The sequence below is a fragment of the Acinetobacter sp. YH12117 genome (assembly GCF_013418865.1).
GTDB classification, from domain to species: Bacteria; Pseudomonadota; Gammaproteobacteria; order Pseudomonadales; family Moraxellaceae; genus Acinetobacter; species Acinetobacter indicus.
The window spans coordinates 21932-47448 of the sequence record NZ_VPBF01000013.1 but is presented as its reverse complement, the minus strand read 5'-3'; the positions used below and the strand labels follow the sequence as shown (position 1 = coordinate 47448).

The window sequence follows — 25517 nt, the reverse complement described above, 5'->3', positions numbered from 1 at the left end:
GAAGGAAAACGTGATACGACGAAATCCAAACATCAAAGACTATCAATATACATAAAAAGTCTATATGATGACGACCCCCGAAGGGATAATCTTCTCCTTGGGAGTGGATAAAAACACTTGCATATCACCATATTTTTTGCGTATAGATAATACGTATATGATGAGGAATGCCCTACATGGCGAATGACAACCAAAATCAAGTCTTGGACGAACAAACAGATGTTGTAGAGGAAAAATCTACAAAGCGCGTGCGTAAGACAAAGCCAAAGGCGTCAGAAGGTGGTTCTACTGCTAGCTTATTTGGTATTGAGCCTTATCAGCCGAAAAAAAATGAAGAATATATGTCTGAGGGCCAGCTTGAGCACTTCCGTCAGATTCTCTTGGCCTGGAAAGCCGAGCTGATGTCTGAAGTTGATCGTACGCTAAACACAATGCAAGATGAAAATACTGCATTGCCTGACGTAAACGACCGCGCCACTCAGGAAGAAGAGTTTGCTATCGAGTTACGTACCCGTGACCGTGAACGCAAACTGATCCGTAAAATTGAACAATCCATTGAAGCCATTAAAAACGATGACTACGGTTTCTGTGAAACCTGCGGAATCGAAATTGGTTTACGCCGTTTAGAAGCGCGTCCAACTGCGACTTTGTGTATTGACTGCAAAACTTTGGCAGAAATCAAAGAGAAGCAAAATAACGGTTAAGCATGTCTATTCGTAATCCCTCCCTGCCCCTCCCTTTGATAAAGGGAGGGAAAGCTGAAGAGAATTACGTGGGCCGGTTTGCGCCATCGCCAACCGGCCCTTTGCATTTTGGTTCCCTCATTACTGCGGTGGCCAGTTATTGTGACGCCAAGGCCCAGCATGGGCGCTGGCTGGTCCGTATTGAAGACACCGACATTCCCCGTATTTATCCCGGCAGTGAAGCGCATATCCTGCGTTCTCTAGATGCCTTTCAGTTCGAGCCGGATGGCGAGATTCTGTTTCAAAAAGACCGTTTGGCCATTTACGAAGACGTTCTTGAGCAACTCGCCGAGCAAGGCTGGGTCTATGCCTGTCAGTGCACGCGTAAAATGCTCGGTTCCAATCATATTTATGCTGGCACCTGCCGCAATCTGCAACTCTCCTTTGCACAGCAGGCCATCCGCCTGAAAGTGACCGATATAGACATTTGCTTTGAAGACCGCTTGCAGGGCCGACATTGCTCCAACCTGCAACAAGATCTGGGTGATTTTGTCTTAAAACGCCGTGACGGGATTATTAACTATCAGCTGGCCGTGGTGGTCGATGACTATCTGCAAGGCATTACCGATGTCGTCCGCGGCGCAGACCTCTTGGACAATACCGAACGACAGATCTGGCTTGGGCGGGTGCTGGGCTATCCGGAACTGCGCTATCTGCATTTGCCGCTGGCCATGAATGATCAGGGGCAAAAACTCTCCAAGCAGAACCTGGCCCAGCCGCTGGATTTAAATCAGGCTCCTCTGCTATTACAAAAGGCGCTCACGGCTTTGCACCAACCCCCGGTAGTTTTAGACACCCCGGCACGTATGCTGCAGCAAGCCATTGCCCAGTGGTCAATTGACGCCATTCCACATACAACTCAGCTACAGGGCAGCTACGCATAACTACACAATTTGCGCTAATCTAGAAAAAAATAACTGCAAGATGGGATTACTATGTTTTTTATTTTCGGGATTGGTCCAAAAACCAAAGTGCTGGAGAAAAACCAGTTTGTCTGTCCGGTCTGTCGCACCCGCACCAGCTATGAACTGAAGCAGCAGCGCAATTATTTTTCCTTATTTTTTATTCCTTTAATTCCGCTATCCAAAGCCAAAGGCAGCTTTGTCAAATGTCTGAACTGTAAAACAGAAATGCCAAGCACGGTGTTGCACCATGCTCAGCCAGATCCATTTCAGCAGAGCAATCTAGAAGCTTGATTCCTCACGGCTTGGATTGGTTTGCTGGGTAGTACTTTCAATCTTTAAAATCAGACTGACCATCACCGCACACATAATTAGCGATGAACCCCCATAACTGATAAATGGCAGGGTCAATCCTTTGGTCGGCAACATGCCCATATTCATGCCGGCATTCACCAGAATCTGTAACAGGAAGATGATGCTGATGCCATAGGCCAGATAACCGGCACGCAAGTACTGATGACGCAAGGCACGATGACCAATGCGAATACAGCAGACCAGCATGGTGAAAGACAGGCTCAGCACCACCAGAATGCCAAAAAAGCCAAATTCTTCGCCTAAAACGGCCAGCATAAAGTCGGTATGCGCTTCCGGCAGATAGGACATTTTCTGGATACTATGCCCCAAACCCACCCCGGCCCATTCACCACGGCCAAAAGCCATTAAGGCATTTGACAGCTGATAACCGGCCCCGAGCGGATCATTCCACGGGTTAGAGAAAGACATTAAACGTTCAAAACGATAGGGTTCAAACACCACCAAGAAGGTAAACGCACCCAGCATCGCACCCAAGGCAATCCCGAACTGAATCAGCGGTGCACCGGCCAGGAAGAACACGCCAAGCATGGTCAGCGCAATCACCACGGTCGCACCCAAATCCGGTTCTGCCATAATCAGACCCACAGTCGCTGCCATAATTACCGCCAGCCGCACCAGACCTTTAATATTATTACGCACTTCTTCGGCGCGACGTACCACGTAGTCGGCGGTAAAAATGGCCATCATCACCTTGGCCACTTCCGAAGCCTGCAAGGTAAACCCGGCCACCCGAATCCAGCGTTTGGAACCATTGACTTCGGTGCCAACCACCAGTACTGCAATCAGCAAGGCAATGGTAATAATCCATAAAAAGAAGGTGTTATTGAACCAGAGGTTTAAGGGAACTTTATACACGGTATAGGCGGCAGCTAGCGCCACCGCAATTGAAATACCATGCCGCAGTACATAATGGAAGGCATTTTCATGCATACGCTCGGCATAGGGCATTGAGGCAGATGCCACCATAATCGAGCCGATACAGAGCAAGGCCAATACGCTAAAAATGAGCACATTGCGCACATTTACTTCGGCCGGTAACCGCGGCAACCAGCGCTCATAGACCTGATTGATTTTATTGATCGTTGTCTGAGCAAAGCCAGCCATATCCCAAATCCTTATTATTCTTGACCAAGTTCGTTGACATAAGTCACGAACTGACGACCACGTTCCGGATAGCCCGAGAACATATCAAAACTTGCACATGCAGGTGACAATAACACGACATCCTGCGGCTGGGTATGCTGCTGGCACAGTGTGACCGCCTGTTGCAGACTGTCGGCATGGAGCAGCGTGGTAGTGCCCTGTACTGCCGCTTCAATGAGTGCGGCATCTTCACCAATCAACACTGCCAGTTTGGCATATTGACTGAGCGCCTGACGCAGTGCCTTAAAGTCCTGGCCTTTGCCCTGCCCGCCTAAAATAATGGCCACCTGACCACCATACGGCTGAATTGCTGCACCCAAGCCTTCCAGTGCCGCAAGGGTGGCACCAATATTGGTGCCTTTGGAGTCGTTATAATAACGCACGCCTGCGACCTCTTCGACGAATTCACAGCGATGCTCCAGACCTTTAAAGCTTTTTAAGGTGTTCAGCATACTGTCCATCGGCAGGCCAATCGCTTCACCCAGCGCCAGACAGGCCAAGGCATTGGCAATATTATGCGTACCCTGAATATACATGTCGCTGCTTTTCAGCAGACGTTCACGGCCACGCGCCAGCCAAATGGTGCCATCTGTTTCTTTTAAAATACCGAACTGGTTGATATCTGGTGCGTTCAGGCCAAAGCTCTGCATAGGGGTGGTATCTGGCACCAGCGGACGGGTCAGTGCATCATCACGGTTATACACCACCTGTTTCACGCCCTGGAAAATACGGTGTTTGGCGGTGTGATAACCGAGCATGTCACCATGACGGTCCAGATGGTCTTCACTCATGTTCAGCACCACCGCCACTTCAGCATTCAGGTTTGACGTGGTTTCTAACTGAAAGCTGGAAAGTTCCAGAATATACAGCTCCGGATCATCTTTGGTTAAATCCAGCGCTGGACGGCCCAGATTGCCCCCAACCGCGACCTTCTTGCCAGCATCGGCAGCCATCAGGCCAATTAGTGTGGTTACGGTACTTTTGGCATTGGAACCGGTAATGGCCACAATTGGCTTGTCAGTGGCACGGCGTAAAATCTGGATTTCACTGACCACCGGAATGCCCTGTGCCATTGCCGCCTGAATTTCTGGCAGTTTTGGATCAAGCCCCGGACTGATGATAATTTCTTCAGCAGACAACAGCAGTTCCTGGTCAAACTGGCCAAAACTGGTCTGAACCTCGGCCGGAATCTGGTCATAGCCGGGGGGTGTCGCTCGAGAGTCTGTTACGGCAACGCGGTAGCCCTGATCATGCAAGAAGTTGACTGCTGCAACACCTGAAATGCCAAGACCTGCCACAACTTTTAATCCACCGCGTTGTATTAACATTTGAGCTCCATCAATGATTTGGATTTTAAACTGCGGAAATGTTAGCACTTTGGGGTTTTGAATGCTTTTTCTGTTTGCAGTTTCTGGAAAAAATTTTGTGTCAGTGCGTAAAAAAGCCGTCATAGAGATGACGGCTTTTTTGATGCTCAAGGGCTTACTTCCACTTGACCCCTTGTACTTCAGTTTTCTTGCTGGCCTGCTCCGACACCGGACAATCACAGCCACCGCCACAACCGGCAGCCATTTTCGGTCTGAACCATTTGCCCAGCGTGTGCCAGCCTTTTGCCGTACAGGCATCCGACAACTTCAGAAAGACTGAATTTGAAGTCTTCGGGAATACCTTTTTGAAGACCACCAGCGTGCTCCACATCACCAATACCGCCACAATCAATACTTCAATCATTTCAGTCTCCTTTTTTTGTTTCGGCTTAAGCCAACAGGTTGGATGCAATCTGATAGGTCAGGAATGACATCAAATAGGCCAGACCAAACAGATACACGGTCATAAAGCCCACTGTTTTCCACGATGCCGTTTCACGGCGTACCGTGGCCAGCGTCGCCAGACAGTGCGGTGCATAAATAAACCAGACCAGTAGCGATAAACCGGTCGCCAATGACCAGCCCAAGTCACCACCGCTGCTGATGATGCTGGCCAGACCATCGGCCATGGCATCTTCGTCCCCTGACAGGGCGTAAATGGTACCCAGTGCAGCCACCACCACTTCACGGGCTGCCATTGCTGGAATCAAGGCAATACAGATCTGCCAGTTAAAGCCCAGTGGGGCAAAAATTGGCTGCATGATATGGCCCAGCATCCCGGCAAAGGTATAATCAATCGCCGGCATGGTCGCGCCTTCTGGCGGCTGCGGGAAGGTACACAGGAACCAGAGCAGAATCGACAGGGCAAAGATGATGCCACCGACCCGTTTCAGGAAGATTCGGGCGCGATCCAGCAAACCAATCCAGACGTTTTTGATGTCCGGGAAACGGTAACTTGGCAGTTCCATCAACAGCATGTGATCGGACTTGTCTTTCTGGAAAAACTTCAGCACAAAAGACACGCCTAGCGCACTTAAAATACCAGCCATATACAGCGCAAACAGCACCAGACCCTGCAGGTTAAACAGGCCCCATACCGTTTGTTCCGGAATAAAGGCGGCAATTAACAGCGCATACACCGGTAAACGCGCGGAACAGGTCATCAGCGGTGCCACAAAAATAGTGGTTAAACGGTCACGCGGGTCGCTGATACTGCGCGTTGCCATAATCCCCGGAATCGCGCAGGCAAAGCTGGACAATAACGGAATAAAGGCACGGCCACTTAAACCGGCTTTAAACATCAGTTTATCCAGCAAGAATGCGGCACGCGGTAAATAACCCGATTCTTCCAGAACCAGAATAAAGAAGAACAGAATCAGAATTTGCGGCAGGAACACCACCACACCACCGGCACCGGCAATAATCCCGTCCACCACCAGACTGTTCAGTAAAGGATGAGCAATACTGCCACCAATCACTTCACCCAGCCAGCCAAAGAAGGTTTCAATCCCGTCCATAAATGGGGCTGCCCAGGCAAAGACCGCCTGGAAAATGATAAACATCATGACCGCCAGACTGACCAGACCCAGCACCGGATGCAGGAACACCTTATCGAGGAAATCGGAACGTTTATCTTCCTGATCGACGTATTGCACCACATCATTCAGCAGGGTTTCGACCTTCTGATGGGCATCGCCTTTCAGACCGGTCAATTCGGTATGTGGCAGCGCATATTTACCCTGATCCAGCGCATTCATCAGGTTTTCAATCCCGGAACGGCGTACGGCCACGGTTTCTACCACCGGCACACCGAGGCGCTCAGACAGTTTCTGGGTGTTGATCTGCATGCCACGACGACGCGCTTCGTCCATCATGTTCAGCACCAGCAACATTGGACGACCCAGTTCAATCATTTCCAGTACCAGACCCAGATGCAGCTTCAGATTGGTGGCATCAACCACACACAGGAAAGCATCCTGCTGGCCTTCTTCTGCCAGTTTGCCCTGTACCACATCACGGGTAATGGCTTCGTCCGGGCTGGCAGCATTCAAGCTATAAGTGCCAGGTAAATCCAGCACCCGTACCGGCTTGCCTGAAGGTAAATTAAAATGACCGACTTTACGTTCGACCGTTACGCCGGCATAGTTGGCAACTTTCTGGCGTGTACCAGTTAAATGGTTGAATAATGAGGTTTTACCGCAGTTAGGATTCCCTACAAGGGCAATACGTAAGGCATCACTCATGTAGTGACTCCATCTTCAATTTCAATTTTCTCTGCTTCATTTTTGCGTAAGGCAAAACGGGTAAAACCGACCTGAATCAGAATCGGGTCCCCGCCAAAAACACCTTTGGTAATGACCTGAACGCGCGTGCCCGGCACAAACCCCAATGTTTCCAGACGGCTGGCCACCAAGTCATTGTGTGACTCGCCCCCCTCATCCTGCCGGATAATCTGGCGGATAATGGCCGTCTGCTTTACCTTTAACTCTGATAAACGCACTGTGAAATTCCTAAGCTCTTTTAAATAGTATACAAACAAATGAGAATAATTAACAAATAAGGATTGATTACGTTTCCGTTCTTATATCACATCGACAGCCCGGAAAAATTACTCTACATTGGAGAATTCCAATGATCTTGATCGAATTCTTAAATTAAAGTGATCCACATGCTCAATAAAAAGCCCCGCATTCCTGCACCTGTCACCATTCCGGAACATTTAAGCTATTTGCAGGGCTTTCGCGATCATCTAGTAGCACAAACCGTCAGTCCACATACCCGCAATGCCTATCTGTCCGACTTAATGTTATGCAGTGCCTGCGTGCCCAGTTCGATGCTGGACTGGAGTCATGATGATATTTCCGATGTCCTGATTGAATTGACCAAACAGCAAAAAAGCCCACGTTCGATTGCCCGCTGCCTATCGGCCTTAAGGGCTTTTTATAAATTTCTGCGTGAACAGAAACTGCGCGCCGACAATCCGGTCGCCGCACATAAAACCCCAAAACTGGGCCGGGCCTTGCCCAAAGATCTGTCCGAAGCCGATGTTGAAGCGCTAATTCAGGCACCGGATGTCAATACAGCGCTGGGCCTGCGTGACCGGGCCATGTTTGAAGTGCTGTATGCCTGTGGGTTACGGGTGTCTGAATTGCTGAATTTACGTCTGGAGCTGATTAACCTGAAACAGGGTTATTTGCGCATTGTCGGCAAAGGCAATAAAGAACGTCTGGTGCCTTTAGGCCAGGTCGCCTGTGAATGGGTAGAACACTATCTGCAAGAGGCGCGGCCGCAGCTATATAAAACCAGCACCGATTATTTATTTCTGACCCAGCATGGCGGCATCATGAGCCGGCAGAACTTCTGGTATGCGATTAAACGCTATGCACTACAGGCCGGGATTCAGGCCGAATTATCGCCGCATACCTTACGCCATGCCTTTGCCACGCATCTGCTCAATCATGGCGCGGACCTGCGCGTGGTGCAAATGCTGCTGGGGCATAGCGACCTGTCGACCACACAAATTTATACCCATGTCGCGCAGATTCGCATGCAGCAGCTGCACGCGACCCATCATCCTCGCGCTTAACCGCACTGCCGAAATACGACCAAGAAGTTTTCGATCGGTCATTTTTTTTTGTTATGCTAGCCTCCTTGTTTTTATATCGATAAGAAAAGGGTTAGCAATGACATTTACCCGCGCGAAAATTGTAATGGCCATGACACTTGCTGCAGGCCTGGGCCTGACGGCATGCTCGAGCAATAATGATGAGAAAAAACAAACCACGCTTACGGCCAGTGCACCGGCAACCGGGGAAGCCTCTACCCTTTCTGAACGTAATGCCCAGCAGCGTCTGGTCAAAACCCTGGAACAGCATTTTAAAACTGCTGGCATTCAGGCCAAAATCACGGAAGTTAAAACCACGGAAGTCCCGAATCTATACTGGGTCAGCCTGGAAGGCATGTCTGCGGTCTATGCCACCAGCGATGGCAAATACATTTTCCAAGGCGATGTGATCCGTTTAGGCGACAAACAGCTACATAACGTCGGTGAGAGCCTGCAAGCCGGCACCAATAAACAGATTTTTGCCAGCCTGAAAGAGCAGGATCTGCTGATCTATAAAGCCAAGGGTGAAACCAAACACATCATTTATGTGTTTACCGATGTCAGCTGCCCATACTGCCACAAGCTGCATGAACATATGGATGAGCTGAACAGCCAAGGCATTGAAGTACGCTATATTGCCTGGCCACGTGGCGAACAGTTTATTCCGGCCATGGAAAGCGTCTGGTGTAGCCAAGACCGCCATGCGGCCTTTGATCAGGCCATTGCCGGTGCTGAACTGCCTGCCGCCAGCTGCAAAACGCCAGTACGTGAACACTATCAGCTGGGTCTGAATATCGGGGTGAACGGTACCCCGGCAATCTATAGTGCAGACGGGGTTTACCTTGGTGGTTATCTGTCGCCAAGCGAATTGCTGAAGCGTTTAAATAACTAATTTTAATGGGTTAAATTACTGTTTTTTATAGATCAAGAGAAAGTGATTTCTACGCTAGAGTCTTCAGCTTTTTTTAGCTATGATCTAAGCTCGCTTAAAATTGATTAAATATGGAGTGTGACGTGAAACCAGTTCGTCTGGCAATCCTCGGTCTTGGTACTGTGGGTGGTGGTGCCCTTAAACTATTAAAAGAAAATGCTGCTGAGATTAAACGTCGCACCGGTCGTGAAATTGAAATTACCTATGTCGGCACCCGTCGTCCGCGTCCAGACTTAAACTTACCTGAATCGGTCAAGCAAAGCTCTGACTTATTGGACATTGTCCGTCAACCGGATGTAGATGTCGTGGTTGAAGTCATGGGTGGGATTCATCCTGCATATGAAGTCATTATGGAAGCGATGAAACACGGCAAACATATTGTCACCGCAAACAAGGCCTTGCTGGCTGAACACGGCAACGAACTGTTTAAAGCCGCGGATGATCATGCCGTTCAGATCGCCTATGAAGCTGCGGTAGCTGGTGGTATTCCAATCATCAAGGTGATCCGTGAAGGTCTGGCCGCGAACAAGATTGAATGGCTGGCAGGTATCATTAACGGTACCGGTAACTTCATCTTAAGCGAAATGCGTGAAAAAGGCCGTGCCTTTGCCGATGTGCTGAAAGAAGCGCAAGAACTGGGTTATGCCGAAGCTGATCCAACCTTCGACGTTGAAGGCATTGATGCAGCGCACAAGCTGACTATCTTGGCCTCATGTGCATTTGGTATTCCGCTGCAATTTGACAAGGTGTACACCGAAGGCATTAGCAAAATTACCGCACAAGATGTCAAATATGCCGAAGATTTAGGTTTCCGCATCAAGCATTTAGGGATTGCACGCCGTACCGATGCCGGTATTGAATTGCGTGTGCATCCAACCCTGATTCCTGAAGAAGAACTGATTGCCAATGTAAATGGCGTGAAAAATGCGGTGCTGGTGCAGGCCAATGCAGTCGGTCCAACCCTGTATTATGGCGCCGGTGCCGGTGCAGGCCCGACCGCTTCAGCTGTGGTTGCTGACGTGGTCGATATTGTCCGTGACATCTCCTATACCGAAGACGGTGCAGGAACAATTCCGCAACTGGCCTTCGAAGCCTTAACCGACTTGCCAATTTTAAGCCGTGAACAGATGACCACGGGTTACTATATTCGCATTAATGCCGAAGACCAGACCGGTGTACTGGCCGATGTCACCACTATTTTAAGCCGTGCCGGTATCAGTATTGATGCCATCATGCAGCAATCTCGCTTAAAAGACCTTATTCCTATCGTGATTCTAACTGACCCAGTTCAGGAATCAAAAATGGATGAAGCGTTACAACAAATTCAAGCTTTGCCTGTGATTCATGGCGAAATTGTACGAATTCGTTTAGAATCGCTTGATAATTAATCGGGTCAAGGGGAATATTTCCCCTTGCCAAGCTCTACACACAATTGGAACATCATCATGTCGAATGCCAATCGTTATACTGGTTTAGTTGACCGTTATCGTGACCGTTTACCAGTGTCTGCAACTACACGTGCAATCTCTCTCGGTGAAGGGAATACCCCGCTAATCAAGCTTGAGAACATTCCACGTATTATTGGCAAGAACGTTGAAATTTATGTGAAGTATGAAGGCTTAAACCCGACAGGTTCATTTAAAGACCGTGGTATGACCATGGCCGTAACCAAAGCGGTTGAAGAAGGTTCAAAAGCCATTATCTGTGCCTCTACCGGTAACACTTCTGCAGCGGCAGCAGCCTATGCAGCGCGTGCTGGTATCAAAGCGTTTGTGCTGATTCCTGAAGGCAAAATTGCTATGGGTAAAATGGCACAGGCCATGATGTACGGTGCCATCACCATGCAGATTCGCGGTAACTTTGACGATGGTATGCGTCTGGTGAAAGAAGTGGCCGATCAGGCTCCGGTAACCATCGTAAACTCGATCAACCCGTACCGTCTGCAAGGTCAAAAGACCATTGCCTACGAAATCGTGGATGAACTCGGCCGTGCCCCAGACTACCACTGCCTGCCAGTTGGTAACGCGGGCAATATTACTGCACACTGGATGGGTTATACCGAAGCTGTGGCTAACCAGCCTGCAGACCAGTTTGAACAAGTGGTGTATGATGCGGCAACGGATGCCTTTACTGGTCCAAAACCGGAAGGTTTACCAGTTATGGTCGGTTATCAAGCCTCTGGCGCTGCGCCATTCTTACGTGGTGCGCCAGTTGAAAACCCGGAAACTGTAGCCACTGCAATCCGTATTGGTAACCCGCAAAGCTGGAACCATGCCAAAGCTGTAGTTCGTGATTCACAAGGCTGGTTCGATGAACTGACCGATGCAGAAATTCTGGAAGCTCAGCGCATGCTGTCCATGTACGAAGGCGTGTTTGTTGAGCCTGCATCTGCAGCATCCATTGGCGGCGCGATGCGTGACATTAAAGCCGGTAAAATTGCAGAAGGTTCAGTAATTGTATGTACTGTTACTGGTAACGGTCTGAAAGACCCAGACACTGCAATGAAACAGTGCCAGGATGCGGTGATGCTGTCAATTGACGCCACCATGGATCAGGTTCGTGATTCTATCCTTTCAAACATGGATCAATAATTCCGGTTTGAAACAAAAATCCCTGCTCATGCAGGGATTTTTTTTATGGCTGAGGTTTTAAGTTCTGCACGATTTCGCACAGAACAGTTCAGCTTAAATCCGTTTTGGTAACTGGCTGGTCCAGGACATTAAACGGGTGGCATCGTTATTACGCGCCTGGGTATTGCTGGCCCCTAAAATAATCACCACCGCCGGACGTGAATTTAAAGTGGTGTGCATCACCAGACAACGCCCTGCTTCATTAATAAAGCCGGTTTTAGACAGGTTAATATTCCAGCCACCATTACGCACCAGCGAATTGGTATTGTTCGATTTCAGCACCCGATAACCTAGGTTAAAGTCATAGCTTGGCGTGGTCGAAAACTGGCGAATCAGGCCATATTGTGACGCGGTACTGACCAGAATACCTAAATCACGCGCCGAGGACACATTGCGTGGGTCCAAACCGGTCGATTCGGTAAAGCGGGTCGAATGCATGCCCAGCTCACGCGCTTTGTTGTTCATGGCAGCCACGAACGCGCTGCGTCCACCTGGATAGGTACGCGCCAGCGCTGCTGCGGCCGGGTTTTCTGATTTCATTAAGGCAAATAATAAGGCTTCAGCACGGTTCATCTTGTCGCCCACACGCAGGGTCGAACTCGAGTTCTTGCCTGCTGCACCGGCAAAATCAATCTGCTGCAAGGTAATTTGCTCAGACATATTTAAACGCGCATCCGCCGTCACTACCGCAGTCATCACTTTGGTAATTGAAGCAATCGGCAACGCGGTATTGGTATTTTTACTGTACAGCACTTCACCGGTATTGGCATCCATCACCAGTGCGGCACGTGCGTTCACAGTGGGCTGGTTGCTATAGGATGCAGTATCCAGAATCGGGCTGGTTCTACTGACCGTGCTGGCGGGCGCCGGTGTGCTGGAACTGCGTACCGTGGTGGTAATTTTGGTTGAGCCTTGTGGTGACGGTTCCACCACCTGCTCGGTCACAGAAGTCGTGGCGGTGGTCATCACATCGCCATTCAGCAGCTGGTTGGCTTCTTCAGATGACCAGCTTAGCGTTGCCTGGGCGTTACTCCCCGAGGAAGGGTTCATGACGATTTCAGCAGTACTGACTGAACTCATGCCGAGCAGAACCGATGCTCCCAGCACATGCATTAATAACTTCTTAGAATTTTTCACTATTGCTTACTCAACTCAGGGAGGTAAGATACATTTGCGTATTACCTCAAATATGCCTTACATTTACAACACAGCACGGAACCAATTTTAGCCTCCGACATTGTGCAGAATTTTTCACTTTAGGTTAAGAATAGGATGGCCAATTTTGTCAGTTGATTGCAAGCTAATTTTGCTATATGTAACAAAAAAGATGATTTTAGTGAGAGGGAGAGTCTAGGTGATCACAGTTTTAGTGGTAGATGATCATGAATTGGTTCGTACCGGCATCTGCCGTATGCTCGAAGACCACACCGATGTTCAGGTCATTGGACAAGCTGAATCTGGGGAAGAAGCCATTAATCTGGTGCGCCAGCATCATCCCAATGTGGTCCTGCTTGACGTGAACATGCCGGGCATTGGCGGGGTGGAAACCACGCGCCGTTTATTACAGACTGCCCCGGAAACCAAGGTATTGGCGGTCAGTGGTCTGGCCGAAGAACCCTATCCTTCTTTATTACTCAAAGCCGGTGCCAAAGGCTATATCACCAAAGGTGCACCTGTCTCGGAAATGGTGCGTGCCATTAAAAAAGTCATGCAGGGCGGTAAATATTTTAGTGCCGATATTGCCGAGCAACTGGCCAGTTCCTACCTGTCAGACACCCAGCAATCACCGTTCGACAGCCTGTCGGAACGTGAAATGCAGGTGGCAATGATGGTGGTGAACTGTATTAGCGCGCAGGAAATTGCTGACAAGCTGTTCGTCAGCGTGAAAACCGTAAACACCTATCGCTACCGTATTTTTGAAAAACTGAATATCGACAGTGATGTCAAACTGACCCATCTGGCCATTCGCTACGGATTAATTAAACCTTAAGCGGTTTAAGCCTCATGGATATCCGCCGTACGCAAGCTGAACTGAACCAGTACCATCTCGGGCTATGGTACGGGGCGTATCGGCTGATAATTGCCTTCTGTTTGCTGCTGATTTATTTACTCACCACTCAAACTCTCAATCATGATTATCAGCATCCACGGCTGTATGCCGCCAGTCTGGTGCTGTATTTTATTTTTAGCTGTGCCCAGCTGCTGTATTTTCGCTATGTCCGGCACAGGATTCCTCTACAACTCACGCTGATTTTCAGTGTTGATGTACTGGTGCTCAGCAGCCTGACCTTTGCGCTGGATGGACCGAGCCTGCATTTAAGCCTGCTGTTTGTGATTGCGATTTTCGCCGCGACGTTATTGCTGGAAAAAAGCAAGGCGCTGTTCATTACCCTGGTGGCAATGATTTGTGTCACCTATCAGCATTTTGTTGGCACATTACTGGATTTTTCCTCTCTGGATCGCATCGGGCAAAGTGCCCTGCTCTCGTTCCTGTTTTTTATTATTTACCGTTTTGGCCAGATTGCCGTCCGCCGTTTCCAGATTCTGGAGCACCTGAACTTTTCCCAATCACTGGAACTGAACCGGCTAAAGAATATTAACCGCTATATTCTGGAACAGACCGATATGGGCTATCTGGTGCTGGATGAAAACTGCCATATTATGGTCAGTAATCCGGCCGCCTGCCATTTGCTGGGTATTAATCCGCTGTATGCTTTCGACAAATATCCACTGTATAAAGTACAGCCCGACCTGTTTCAATTATTGCAGTTTGACCAGCTCTCTAACGGCGAAAAATTCCAGTTTGAATCGCAGCTCAGTCATTTCCTGATCCAGATTCAGGTACAAAAGCTGGTGGTGCCGCAGCAGACCTTAACCTTGCTGGTGCTGCAGGATGCACGGCAAATCAACCAGCGTGTGCAGCAACTGAAACTGGCAGCACTGGGCCAGCTTTCGGCCAGTATTGCCCATGAAATCCGTAATCCGCTGGCGGCCATTGTCCAGGCCAATCGCCTGCTGGCTGGCAGCGATACCGATCAGCAGCAGATGCTGAGCCAGATGATTGACAAGCAGTCGCAGCGCATTGACAAGATCATTGATGACACCCTAAGCATGGTGAAAAATAAGGAAACCACACCGGTGCAGATTGATCTGGCGCGTTTTATTCCGCAGCTGATCCAGGATGATCTGGCCGATCTGGCCAGCCAGATTCAGGTCAGCCAGCCCGAACCTCTGCAGATTCTGTTTGATGAATCCCAGCTGCGTCAGGTGCTGATTAACCTGATCCGTAATGCCCAGCGCCACAATGCGCCGGATCATCCGATTGAACTGCAACTTTATCGCCAGCAGGACACGGTCTATATGGATGTCAAAGATTATGGCAGCGGCGTGGCTTCACATGATATTCGCTACCTGTTTCAACCATTTTTTAGTACCGAAATTAGTGGAACTGGTTTAGGATTATACTTATCACATAGTTTCTGCGAGGCCAATCGGGCCAAGTTGCGCTATGTAGAACAAAAACAAGGAGCATGTTTCAGGATTGAATGCTCACCTGTTGACGTAAATAAATAGTTTTTTGGGGAAGTTTAGTGGAACAACCACTCGTTCTCTTCGTCGATGACGAGGAAGATTTATGCATGCTCATGCAAATGACATTGGCGCGCATGGGGATTCAAACACACGTGGCACACCGGCTGGAGCAAGCACGTCAGCTGCTGTCCAGTCATCACTATGACGCCTGCATCACCGATCTGAATTTACCTGATGGCAATGGCCTGCAACTGGTCGAGCTGATTGCCCAGCATTTTCCGCAGCTGCCGGTTGCGGTGCTGACGGCCTATGGCAATATGGAAATTGCCATTGCCGCACTCAAAGCCGGGGCCTTTGATTTTGTCAGCAAACCGATTAATCAGAAACACCTCGAACAATTGCTGGAAAAAGCACTGAATCAGCCGCTGTTTAAAGCACATAGTCAGGAAGCGGACCAGCTGGAACAGCGGATGCTGATCGGGCAATCTCTACCGATTCAGCAACTACGCACCACCCTGAAAAAAATTGCCCGCTCGCAGGCACCGGTGTTTATTAGCGGTGAATCAGGCACCGGGAAAGAAGTGGTGGCCAATCTGGTGCATCGCCTCAGCAACCGCAGTGACGGGCCTTTTATTGCCATCAACTGTGGTGCCATTCCGGGCGATTTGATGGAAAGCGAATTCTTCGGCCATAAAAAAGGCAGCTTTACCGGTGCAGCGCAGGACAAACAGGGCCTGATCCAGTCAGCACACGGCGGTAGCCTGTTCCTGGATGAAATTGCCGAACTGCCGCTCAATATGCAGGTGAAACTGCTGCGCGCGGTGCAGGAAAAACGGATTCGTCCGGTCGGTTCCGATACGGAAATTGATGTTGATTTCCGGATTATCAGCGCCAGCCATCAGGACCTGGAAGCGTTAGTCCAGCAAGGCCGGTTCCGTCAGGATCTGTTCTTCCGGATTCATGTAATGGATATTGTGCTGCCACCGCTACGTGAGCGCGGTCAGGATATTTTATTGCTGGCCCAGCATTTTATTCAGAAAATTGCCCAGGAATGGGATATACACAGCAAAACCCTGTCAGAACGTGCCCAGCAGTTTTTGCTGGAACAGTATTATCCGGGTAATGTGCGTGAGCTGCGCAATATCATTGAACGCGCCATGACCTTGAGTGATGATGATGTGATTGATCTGCCACATCTGCAGACCGCACCCTTACGCAAAATGGCACCGCTGGCCGAGCCAGAAGCTGACCCGGCAACACCGGTTACAGCTGATGCCCTGCCCGCTGCTCCGCGTAAACTGCCGGAAGAAGGACTGGAGCTGTTTCTGGAGAAAATCGAAAAAGAGATTTTGCTGAATGCACTGAATCTGACCCATTGGAACCGGACCCTAGCTGCGAAAAAACTGGGGATGTCGTTTCGTTCCCTGCGTTATCGACTAAAGAAATTCGGACTGGATACCGATGAATAAGGTGCGAACCCTGCGCCTATTTATGACTTAACAGCAGCTCTGCAACATGGTCCAGATAATTGTCTTCTTTCATATCCTGTTGCAGTGCATAGCGCTGGTTCGGTTCAATCCCGACCCCTTCAATCATTTTGCCTTGCGGGGTGTAATAGTGGGAAACTGTCATTTGTAAGGCGGTGCCATCTGACAGCGGAAACAGCTTCTGTACCACCCCTTTGCCATAACTTTTTTCACCAATCACCCAGGCACGGCCATGATCTTTTAAGGCGGCAGTAAACACTTCTGCAGCAGAGGCCGAGCGCTGGTTAATCAGCACACCGACTTTCAGGTTCTGGAATTCAAAACTCGGTAAAGCCTGAAATTGCTGGTCGCCTTCAGCGCGGCTTTTGGTAGAAACAATTACGCCCTGATTCAAGAACAGATCGGCCGATTCGACCGCCGAGGACAGCAAACCGCCCGGATTATTGCGCAGGTCAAACAGCACTGCCTTTAACCGTGGTGTGCGGTACTGTTCGATCAGTTCCTTGATTTCATTGGCAGTATCTTGCTGAAAGACTTTGACTTTAATCAGTAGCACCTGATTACTCAGCATCTGCGCCTGAATATCGGTTTCGACTTTTCTGTTGCGTACCAGACGAATCGGCTGCGCGCTTGCGGTCAATTGCAAGGTGATATTGGAGCCAACCGCGCCCATCAACAAGGCATTGACCTGATCCTGATTGAGCTTTTGCAGTTCCTGATTGTCGATTTTAAAGACCGAAATACCATTACGCAGGCCCTGTTTGGCCGAGTCGGCATCGGGTCTTAAATTGTGGATCTGCCATTGATGCTGCTGGGCATCGTAACGTAAATTAAAATCGACCGAGGCCAGATCACCTTCGGTATATTGCACCAAGGCACGGTAATCTTCGGCATTCAGATAACGCGAATACTGGTCCAGTCCGGAAACCAGACCTTGAATGGCTTGAGCAAACAAAGCTTCGTCACTTTTTTCCGTGACATAATTGGCTTTGACCAGCCCATAAATTTTGACAAACTGCTGGATCGATTCGACCGGCACTTCCACATAGTCCTGCTCAGTGGTTTCTTCTAGTGCCAGCGGATCTTGATCTTCTGCCGCCCAGACAGGCAGGTTCACACACATCATCAATGTTGTTGCAACAAGCATGCGTTTCCAGTGTGGAACCATCCTTTCACCTATCTGTTGGCAGTTTATGGAGTCAGGGTAATTAAATTACGTCCTTGCATTTCTGCAGGAATTGGCAGTTGCATCAGACTTAATAAAGTCGGTGCCACATCGGCCAGAACACCACCTTCTGCAATTATCGCCTGGGTCGGGCCAGCATAAATAAACGGCACCAGCTCGGTGGTATGCTGGGTATGGACCTGACCACTGTCATAGTCCTGCATCTGCTCGACATTACCATGGTCGGCAGTAATCAGCATATGACCCTGCTTGGCCATTACAGCTTCATACACACGGCCCAGACAGGTATCCACCGCTTCTACCGCTTTCACCGCTGCATCAAATACACCGGTATGACCCACCATATCGCCATTGGCATAGTTGACCACCAACAAGTCATATTCACCTGAATTGATCGCTGCCACCAGCTCATCTGTCACTTCATACGCGCTCATTTCTGGCTTGAGATCATAAGTTGCTACATTTGGTGATGGAATCAGAATGCGCTTTTCGCCCGGATATTCATCTTCACGGCCGCCACTAAAGAAGAAGGTCACGTGTGCATATTTTTCGGTTTCGGCAATACGCAGCTGGGTTTTACCCAGGTCTGACAGGTATTCACCGAGCGAGTTTTTTAATGCTTCTGGCATATAAGCCACAGGTGCATCAATGGTGGCCTGGTAACGGGTCAGCATCACAAACTTGGCCAGCTGCGGCACCACTTTACGCTCAAAACCGGCAAAGTCGGTTTCCACAAAGGCTTTGGTCAGTTCACGGGCACGGTCTGCACGGAAGTTCATGAACACCACGCTGTCGCCATCCTGAATTGCCGCAACCTCACCAATACGGGTAGCTTTAACAAATTCATCGCTTTCATCGGCTGCATAAGCTGCGTCCAGACCAGCTACGGCGGTTGCTGCAGTACGGACTGCTTCACCTTCTGTTAACAGACGATAAGCCTGTTCTACACGATCCCAACGATTGTCGCGGTCCATGGCAAAATAACGGCCGATCATGCTGGCAATCCGGCCTTGGCCTGGATATTGGGCAAACAGGGCATCCAGTTTTTGCAAAGAGGGCTGCGCACTTTTTGGCGGAGTATCACGGCCATCCAGAAATGCGTGTAAATAAACAGTTGCACCACGTTTCAGCGCCAGCTCCGCCATTGCCACAATATGGTCTTCATGTGAGTGCACGCCACCTTCCGACAGCAGGCCCATTAAGTGCACGGCACCGCCCGCAGCTTTGGCTTTCTCGACTGCATCGACCAGCACTTCATGTTCAAAGAAAGCACCGGTACGGATATCTTTGGTAATGCGGGTAAAGTCCTGATATAGCACACGGCCGGCACCCAGGTTCATATGGCCCACTTCGGAGTTACCCATCTGACCATCTGGCAGGCCCACATCTTCACCTGAACCTGAAATCAACCCATGCGGATGCTTTTCCTGCATAGCGGTCAAATTTGGACGTTGTGCCGCCAGGAACGCATTGTCCTCAACAGCTTCACGATGCCCAATACCATCCATAATGACCAGTACGTGAGGGATTTTGCCTGCAGTTGCATCCGTCATAGTTCACACTCTTTTAGTCTACAAATTAATCGCATATCTTACCGAATTTTCAGTTCGGACACCATGCACGGCTGATGGTTTCAACCGTGCCACACTATCGTTTTGTTCAATTGCCGGCTTATCGGGCGCGTTGCAGCAGATAACCACCCACCACAAACATCAGAATAATCGGGATAAACACAAACCAGGCCGGAGATGGCGCATAAATCAGGCTGGCATAACCGAGGAAATCCTGTAAATAGAAGAAGCCCAGGCCGACAAACAAGGCAATCACCAGACGGAAACCCATCGACTGCTGGCGCAGCGGTCCAAAAATAAAGGAACAGGCAATCAGCACCAGCGCAATCAGGGCAAATGGAGAACCAACTTTTTGCCAGAAAGCCAGCTGATAGCTTTTCGGCACCTGACTGTACTCATGCATATAGCTCATGAAACTGACCAGCTGACTGGGTGATAAATCTTCCGGGTCGATGGTGACCATGTGTACATATTTTGGTTGCAAGGCCAGCGATAAAGGCTGCGTGGCCTGCTGATCAGCAATAGCATTGCCCTCTGGCAGAATGTCCATTTGGCGGCTGTTTTGCAGTGACCAGGCGCCATCTTCGACAAACTGGCCCTGCTCGGCATTTAAGGTGCCGCGTAAGCGGAAGTTATCATCGAAGTCGATGACCTGAATATTCTTCAGTGTGCCCTGCGAGTTGGCATAGTCAATATAAATAAAGCGCTGCCCTTCACGGGTCCAGTAGCCTTTGACTTCACCGAGTTCAGCCACGCTACGATGTTTCTTGACGCTTTCTGCGCGCTCATTGGTATAGGGAATCACCCATTCACTTAAGGCAAAAGACAGCACCACCAGAATGAGTGCCGAACGCACCACCCAGCCGACAATCCGCCACAGGCTGATACCAGCGGCACGCATCACAATCAGCTCACTGTTTGAGGCCAAGGTACCCAGACCCAGCACTGCGCCAATTAATGCGGCAATCGGGAGAATTTCATACAGATAACCGGGCGCACCCCAGAGCACATGCCATAGCGCATCCAGCGCGCCATAGCCTTCTTTTAGGGAACCGAGTTCACCCAGATAGGTAAATAATACCTGTAAACCGGACAACACCGCGGTTGCCCCCAACATCGCCAGTGCGGTCGTTTTGGTCACATGCTTGGCCACTATACGACGTGCGAACATATTAAGACCTCACTCGCTGAATCTGTTTCTTGATTTTGGGTGCCAGTTTCTGTTTACGCGAGAACAGCGCCGCCGCAATGGCATAGACCATCAGCACCAGCGGATAGGCCCAGATACCCATTTCTTCTTTACTGATCCGGGTTTTGACCGCCATTAACGCCACAATTAGGCTGGCAAAAATCAGCAGGGCCGGAAACAGTTTTAAATAACGTCCCTGACGCGGACTGACTTCAGATAAAGCCACGGCCAGCAGCAGTGCCACCAGAATTGAAAACGGCACAAAGATTCGCCAGCCCAGTTCACTGGCCACCACCGGGTCCTGACGGTTATCCCACAGTTGCCCGATTGGCAGGGCTTCCACTTCTGTACTCTGGAATTTGGCTTCCTGATCGCTTTCCAGACGTAAGCGATAGCTGGCAAATTCAGCCTGAGAATATTGCGGACGATCCGGATAAATTTCATAACGGCGACCTTCGACCAGATCGACCACATTGGCCGGATCATTGGACAGTTCAATCCGGGTCGCCTCTTTGGCCAGAATCATGATATCCGGTTTGCCCGGACGGTCAGCACGCTGGTAGAAGAAAATATCTTTCAGATTACGCCGGTCTTCTGACAGGTCGCCGGCATAAATGGTATATGGCCCCGAAGAAATAAACTCTTTTGGCCGCACCAGATCGAAACCGGTACGGACCGCCTGATTGGTGGTCAATTCTTCAAACTGGCGAATCCCCCACGGTGCTGCCCAAACCATCAGCATGGCCTGCATCGCCAGAAATACCACCGTCATCGGGACTAATAAACGTGCCAGTTGGTTACGACTGACACCGCTGCCATTTAACACTGCCATTTCATGATCGACATAAAGCCGGCCAAACACCAGCATCAGGCCAATAAAAAAGCCCAGTGGCAAAATCAGGGTTAAAAATTCCGGCAGACGGTAGCCAATAATGCTAAACAGAATCCCCGCATCCAGACGCCCCTGCGCGGCGACGCCAAAATACTTGATCAGCCGGCCACCCATCATGATCAAGGTCAATAAGGCAATCACAACCAAGGATGTCGACACAACTTGCTTGACCAGATAACGCCGAATAATCAAATTAATGCTTCCAGAAAACGAGGGAATAAAACTAGCGATAGTTTACCCGAATGTTGAAAATATAAAACCTATACTGTTGTTTCACATTGAAACTCTATTCATGAAAATGTTTCAATGGTTTAATGGTTTTAAAATTTTAAAAGGCCTATATAACGCATATGAAACTGACGATTCATCCGACATACCAAGACAATGTCACCGCAGCTGCTTTATTTATTCTGGTCGATGCCAATACCCTTCGTACAACCGCAGATCACTATAAAATCAAAAATTTAGATAGCATCACCCAGGCCGTACAATTTAAATCCGGCTTTAATGAAAGCTTAAGCCTGACAGCACAGGACAACTTGCCGGCATTCAGCCAGCTGATTGGCCTTGGTTCAAGCAGCGAATTACAGCCGGCTAAACTGGCCAAACTGGCGCAAACCATTGTAAAAACCGCACAGAAGAAATTTAGCAGTATTGCGGTAGATCTATCAGTCCTGCCACAAGAACTGCATTATATTTTTGCCTTGAGCCTGACCCAGGCCGCCTACGGTTTTGATGAATTTAAAACCAAAAAGAATGAATTTGTATTAGAGCAGATTCAATTGATTGCCACACAAAGCCCGTTAACTGCCCATCAGCTGAAATTTATTGAAGCGGTACATACTGGTCAGAATTTTGCCCGCGATTTAGGCAACCGTCCGGGGAACATCTGCTTCCCGGAATATCTGGCTGATCAGGCACTGGCACTGGCAGAAGAATTCCCGGATTTACTCAAAGTAACCGTGCTGAATGAACAGCATATGGCTGACCTGGGCATGGGTGCGTTCCTTGCGGTCAGTAAGGGTTCCGAGCGTCCGGGCCGCATGATTACCCTGGAATACAAGGCCAATCTTGAGCAGGCGCCTATTGTGCTGGTCGGTAAGGGTATTACTTTTGATACCGGCGGTATTTCCCTGAAACCGGGTGCTGGCATGGACGAAATGAAATTCGATATGTGCGGTGCAGCCTCAGTCTTGGGGACCGTGCGTGCGCTGTGTGAATCACGCTTGCCGATTCATGTGGTGGCGGCCATTGCGGCAGCTGAAAATATGCCATCGGGCAAAGCCACCCGTCCGGGCGATATTGTCACCACCATGAGCGGTCAGACTGTCGAAATCCTGAACACCGATGCCGAAGGCCGTCTGGTGCTGTGTGATGCCCTGACCTATATCCAGCGTTTTAACCCGGCACTGGTCATTGACGTGGCGACCTTAACCGGTGCCTGTGTGATTGCGCTCGGTTCGGTGTTAACCGGTCTGTTCACACCAGATGATGAACTGGCACAGGAACTGACCCAGGCCGGTCAGCAGAGTTTTGACCGCGTATGGCGTATGCCGGTGATTGATGACTATCAGGAACAATTAGATTCACCTTTTGCCGATATTGGCAATATTGGTGGTCCAAAAGCCGGTTCTGTGACTGCAGCCTGCTTCCTGCAACGCTTTACTCGTGACTATCGCTGGGCGCATCTGGATATTGCCGGCACTGCCTGGAATTCAGGAACCCATAAAGGTGCAACAGGCCGTCCGGTACCGCTACTGATGCAATTCCTGGCTAACCGTGCAGAGCAGCATGGCTAAAGTCAGCTTTTATCTGTTTGAAAAAAGTCCTGAACGGCAAGTGGACAGCACTTGCCGTTTATGCCGGAAAATCCTGCGTGAACCACAGCGCATCTGGCTGTATAGCGCAGACCCGGCATTGCAACGGGCGCTGGATGAACGGCTGTGGAGCTTTGATGCCGGCAGTTTTATTCCGCATGGTATTGATGAGCCTACGGCACAGGTCTGTATTTCAGCGCAGTTGCCAACTGAAAATGATTGGATTGTGTTTAATTTTAACGAACAGGCTCTTGAACAGTTCGCCAAATTTAGTCACATTATCGAAATCATTGAAAATCATGAAACCGCCAAACAGCTTGGCCGGGAAAAATATAAACAATATCGTCGTTTAGGTATTGAGCCGCAAACCCACAAATTATAGAACCACCCCAAAGGAGATGCAGCGTGGCATTAAATGTTGGTCCAGATTTTAAACAGCGCTGGTTAACTGCGCCTGAAGCTGTGCGTCAGACCTTTATTGATGACCTGCATCGGATTAGCGAGGTGCTGCAGCCGGACAGCGACCTCAAACGCTGGGTAGAGTACGATCAGCAGCAACAGCAACAGTCCTTTCAGAAAATTGATCAGGCCTATGCCGAACTGAAAATCCAGTTAATTGAAGAAGCGCGTATTCGCCGCCAGCAGATGCTGGAGCAACGTCTGGCCCAACAACGCGCCGATCAGGCCGCGTATGCGCAGGCTCTGTATCAGGATGAACTGCAACAGTTTGCCGCGCAGACCGAAACCCTGGCCAGTTTACGCACCCAGCTGGATCAGGAGATTCTGGACTACACTGCGCGTTATCAAAAAAATCCGGAAAATGGTAGTTTCAATTTTGCCAAAGGCGTGCGTATTGCCGATGAACAGATTCTGTCGGAACTCGACAGTGTGCGGGTACGTCTGGAACTGGAAGCCGAAACCCGGATTGAAGAAGCAGTACAACAGTTCCGCAGCCAGCTACAAGCCGCTGCCCAGGAAGAAATTGAATATATTTTAAAACATTCCCAATTTTCCAAAGAGGCCTAAATGTCGGCCTTCTGGCGTGAAAAACCCGGTACGGTGTCAGTAAATGCAGATTTAAACCGGCCCATCTGAAAGATCAATCGGGTGTGAGGCAGAATTTCTCGCCCAAGTGTCATGAAAGTGAAATATTTTTGTCACAAGATAGTCATACTTTGAATAGCAGTACTGCTGCCTTTTAAAGTAAAAATTATTTTTATAATTAGGGTTTAAAATGGGTATCTTGACACAAATATCGAGTAAAATTGATCATCTGCATAGTGGTGAACAATGGCATATTACTGCTCAGGATTTATTAATCAGCCGTGCAGATTTCCAGTCGCTTTATATTTACCTGACCAAAGAAGCTGAAAAAGGTACATTTTCTTTAGCACCGGTTGCCGAAGCCAGTCCACGTTTAGGCGGTACCTCTGTCACAGTGATCAAGCACTAAGGTCAGCGAATTTCTCCCCGCAAGATAAAAGTCCACCCCGCGTGGGCTTTTTTGTGCATGCGGTTTCTCTGCACTGTTGCTATTAAAAAATATGCCCCAGCCACGACAGGATATTACCCAGCCCGTAACCGATGACCAATAAAGACACAATCCAGATAATACCACCGGCAATGTTATAGGCCGTAAAGCTGGCGATGGGCATATGTCCGGAACCGGCGGCAAACGGCGCGAAAGAACGGACAAAAGGAATAAATCGGGCAATAAGAATGGTTTTACCGCCATGCTTCATAAAATAGCGGTTGGTTTTGACGATATATTCCGGTTTGAAATAGCGCGAATGGTCATTAAAAAACTTCAGCCCCAAGACCTTGCCGGTATAGTAATTCACGCTATAGCCAAGAATGGAGGCCAGGCACAGCAAAATCGCCATATAGTGCAAATGCACCACGTCGGTGGTTGAACATAAGGCGCCAATGGCAATCAGCAGACTGTCTCCCGGCAGAAAAAACATAAATACCGAACCGGTTTCCGCAAAGATAATTAAAAATAAAATTGCATAAATCCAGACCCCATAGTTGTTGAGCAACACAGGCAGCCACTGTTCAAAATTTAGCAAAAAATCAATCATCTACACTTAACCAACGTAAGTTACTCTGTTTCGCGCAGCCTGAATTATCGCTAAAAATAAAAAAACAG

At 49.3% G+C, this 25517-nt stretch carries 25 protein-coding genes; 14 read left to right on the top strand and 11 right to left on the bottom strand.

The window, feature by feature from the left end; genetic code table 11:
- Positions 1-176: 176 nt before the first annotated feature.
- From dksA to FTU55_RS06680, 3 genes are read left to right on the top strand one after another with little or no spacing between them, the layout of a single operon-like run.
- Positions 177-704, top strand: a complete 528-nt coding sequence (dksA, locus tag FTU55_RS06690) for an RNA polymerase-binding protein DksA (RefSeq protein ID WP_016659695.1) — start codon at positions 177-179, stop codon at positions 702-704.
- Positions 705-706: 2 nt separating this feature from the next.
- A complete protein-coding gene (gluQRS, locus tag FTU55_RS06685) occupies positions 707-1627 on the top strand; it encodes a tRNA glutamyl-Q(34) synthetase GluQRS (RefSeq protein ID WP_180046571.1) in 921 nt (306 codons plus the stop codon).
- A gap of 51 nt (positions 1628-1678) precedes the next feature.
- Positions 1679-1939, top strand: a complete 261-nt coding sequence (locus tag FTU55_RS06680; protein WP_005181597.1) for a zinc-ribbon domain-containing protein — start codon at positions 1679-1681, stop codon at positions 1937-1939.
- Here FTU55_RS06680 and ftsW read toward each other — a convergent pair.
- The 5 genes from ftsW to FTU55_RS06655 all read right to left on the bottom strand — a co-directional run bounded on the left by ftsW (position 1928) and on the right by FTU55_RS06655 (position 7030).
- Complete coding sequence (ftsW, locus tag FTU55_RS06675) at positions 1928-3124, bottom strand: putative lipid II flippase FtsW (protein WP_180046569.1); 1197 nt, start codon at positions 3122-3124, stop codon at positions 1928-1930. The genes FTU55_RS06680 and ftsW overlap by 12 nt on opposite strands.
- 14 nt (positions 3125-3138) lie before the next feature.
- Positions 3139-4491, bottom strand: coding sequence for a UDP-N-acetylmuramoyl-L-alanine--D-glutamate ligase (gene murD, locus FTU55_RS06670; RefSeq protein ID WP_160243609.1), 1353 nt, complete (start codon positions 4489-4491; stop codon positions 3139-3141).
- A gap of 154 nt (positions 4492-4645) precedes the next feature.
- Positions 4646-4894 (bottom strand): DUF6587 family protein, encoded by a 249-nt coding sequence (locus FTU55_RS06665; protein ID WP_016659699.1) that lies wholly within the window; start codon positions 4892-4894, stop codon positions 4646-4648.
- Positions 4895-4919: 25 nt separating this feature from the next.
- Positions 4920-6773: a ferrous iron transporter B gene (locus FTU55_RS06660; protein WP_104487721.1), complete on the bottom strand. Its 1854-nt coding sequence runs from the start codon at positions 6771-6773 to the stop codon at positions 4920-4922.
- A complete protein-coding gene (locus tag FTU55_RS06655) occupies positions 6770-7030 on the bottom strand; it encodes a FeoA family protein (protein ID WP_005181588.1) in 261 nt (86 codons plus the stop codon). Before FTU55_RS06655 ends, FTU55_RS06660 begins: the two co-directional genes overlap by 4 nt.
- A 168-nt stretch (positions 7031-7198) precedes the next feature.
- Here FTU55_RS06655 and xerD point away from each other — a divergent pair, with 168 nt between their 5' ends.
- The 4 genes from xerD to thrC all read left to right on the top strand — a co-directional run bounded on the left by xerD (position 7199) and on the right by thrC (position 11656).
- The gene (gene xerD, locus FTU55_RS06650; protein ID WP_005181586.1) at positions 7199-8116 is read left to right on the top strand and encodes a site-specific tyrosine recombinase XerD; all 918 of its coding nucleotides are present in this window, start codon (positions 7199-7201) and stop codon (positions 8114-8116) included.
- Between the two features lie 97 nt (positions 8117-8213).
- Positions 8214-9026 (top strand): DsbC family protein, encoded by an 813-nt coding sequence (locus tag FTU55_RS06645; protein ID WP_005181584.1) that lies wholly within the window; start codon positions 8214-8216, stop codon positions 9024-9026.
- A 122-nt stretch (positions 9027-9148) separates the two neighbouring features.
- Positions 9149-10453: a homoserine dehydrogenase gene (locus tag FTU55_RS06640; protein WP_171499819.1), complete on the top strand. Its 1305-nt coding sequence runs from the start codon at positions 9149-9151 to the stop codon at positions 10451-10453.
- A 57-nt stretch (positions 10454-10510) separates the two neighbouring features.
- Positions 10511-11656, top strand: coding sequence for a threonine synthase (gene thrC / locus FTU55_RS06635; RefSeq protein ID WP_005181581.1), 1146 nt, complete (start codon positions 10511-10513; stop codon positions 11654-11656).
- Positions 11657-11749: 93 nt separating this feature from the next.
- Here thrC and FTU55_RS06630 read toward each other — a convergent pair whose 3' ends face one another.
- Complete coding sequence (locus tag FTU55_RS06630) at positions 11750-12832, bottom strand: serine hydrolase (protein ID WP_127799456.1); 1083 nt, start codon at positions 12830-12832, stop codon at positions 11750-11752.
- 217 nt (positions 12833-13049) lie between these two features.
- Between FTU55_RS06630 and FTU55_RS06625 the strand changes: the two genes are divergently transcribed.
- The 3 genes from FTU55_RS06625 (at position 13050) to FTU55_RS06615 (ending at position 16695) form a co-directional block, all read left to right on the top strand.
- Complete coding sequence (locus FTU55_RS06625; RefSeq protein ID WP_005181577.1) at positions 13050-13685, top strand: response regulator; 636 nt, start codon at positions 13050-13052, stop codon at positions 13683-13685.
- A 14-nt stretch (positions 13686-13699) separates the two neighbouring features.
- Positions 13700-15268: a PAS domain-containing sensor histidine kinase gene (locus tag FTU55_RS06620; protein ID WP_104489117.1), complete on the top strand. Its 1569-nt coding sequence runs from the start codon at positions 13700-13702 to the stop codon at positions 15266-15268.
- Between the two features lie 65 nt (positions 15269-15333).
- On the top strand, positions 15334-16695 hold the full coding sequence (locus FTU55_RS06615; RefSeq protein WP_218949091.1) for a sigma-54 dependent transcriptional regulator: 1362 nt from the start codon (positions 15334-15336) through the stop codon (positions 16693-16695).
- A 16-nt stretch (positions 16696-16711) separates the two neighbouring features.
- Here FTU55_RS06615 and FTU55_RS06610 read toward each other — a convergent pair whose 3' ends face one another.
- From FTU55_RS06610 to lptF, 4 genes are all read right to left on the bottom strand, one after another.
- The gene (locus FTU55_RS06610; protein WP_180046565.1) at positions 16712-17881 is read right to left on the bottom strand and encodes a S41 family peptidase; all 1170 of its coding nucleotides are present in this window, start codon (positions 17879-17881) and stop codon (positions 16712-16714) included.
- 23 nt (positions 17882-17904) lie between these two features.
- Entirely contained in the window at positions 17905-19452 is a 1548-nt protein-coding gene (gene gpmI, locus FTU55_RS06605) for a 2,3-bisphosphoglycerate-independent phosphoglycerate mutase (protein WP_180046563.1), read from the bottom strand.
- A 118-nt stretch (positions 19453-19570) separates the two neighbouring features.
- On the bottom strand, positions 19571-20641 hold the full coding sequence (gene lptG / locus FTU55_RS06600) for an LPS export ABC transporter permease LptG (RefSeq protein WP_005181568.1): 1071 nt from the start codon (positions 20639-20641) through the stop codon (positions 19571-19573).
- A gap of 1 nt (position 20642) precedes the next feature.
- Positions 20643-21743, bottom strand: a complete 1101-nt coding sequence (lptF, locus tag FTU55_RS06595; protein WP_104989213.1) for an LPS export ABC transporter permease LptF — start codon at positions 21741-21743, stop codon at positions 20643-20645.
- A gap of 158 nt (positions 21744-21901) precedes the next feature.
- Between lptF and FTU55_RS06590 the strand changes: the two genes are divergently transcribed.
- The 4 genes from FTU55_RS06590 to FTU55_RS06575 all read left to right on the top strand — a co-directional run bounded on the left by FTU55_RS06590 (position 21902) and on the right by FTU55_RS06575 (position 24821).
- Positions 21902-23350 (top strand): leucyl aminopeptidase, encoded by a 1449-nt coding sequence (locus FTU55_RS06590; protein ID WP_005181565.1) that lies wholly within the window; start codon positions 21902-21904, stop codon positions 23348-23350.
- Positions 23343-23750, top strand: a complete 408-nt coding sequence (locus FTU55_RS06585) for a DNA polymerase III subunit chi (protein WP_005181563.1) — start codon at positions 23343-23345, stop codon at positions 23748-23750. Before FTU55_RS06590 ends, FTU55_RS06585 begins: the two co-directional genes overlap by 8 nt.
- 23 nt (positions 23751-23773) lie before the next feature.
- A complete protein-coding gene (locus FTU55_RS06580; protein WP_016659708.1) occupies positions 23774-24394 on the top strand; it encodes a hypothetical protein in 621 nt (206 codons plus the stop codon).
- A gap of 208 nt (positions 24395-24602) precedes the next feature.
- The gene (locus tag FTU55_RS06575) at positions 24603-24821 is read left to right on the top strand and encodes a hypothetical protein (RefSeq protein ID WP_005181560.1); all 219 of its coding nucleotides are present in this window, start codon (positions 24603-24605) and stop codon (positions 24819-24821) included.
- Positions 24822-24903: 82 nt separating this feature from the next.
- Here FTU55_RS06575 and FTU55_RS06570 read toward each other — a convergent pair whose 3' ends face one another.
- Positions 24904-25449, bottom strand: coding sequence for a VTT domain-containing protein (locus FTU55_RS06570; RefSeq protein WP_168384664.1), 546 nt, complete (start codon positions 25447-25449; stop codon positions 24904-24906).
- Between the last annotated feature and the right edge of the window lie 68 nt (positions 25450-25517).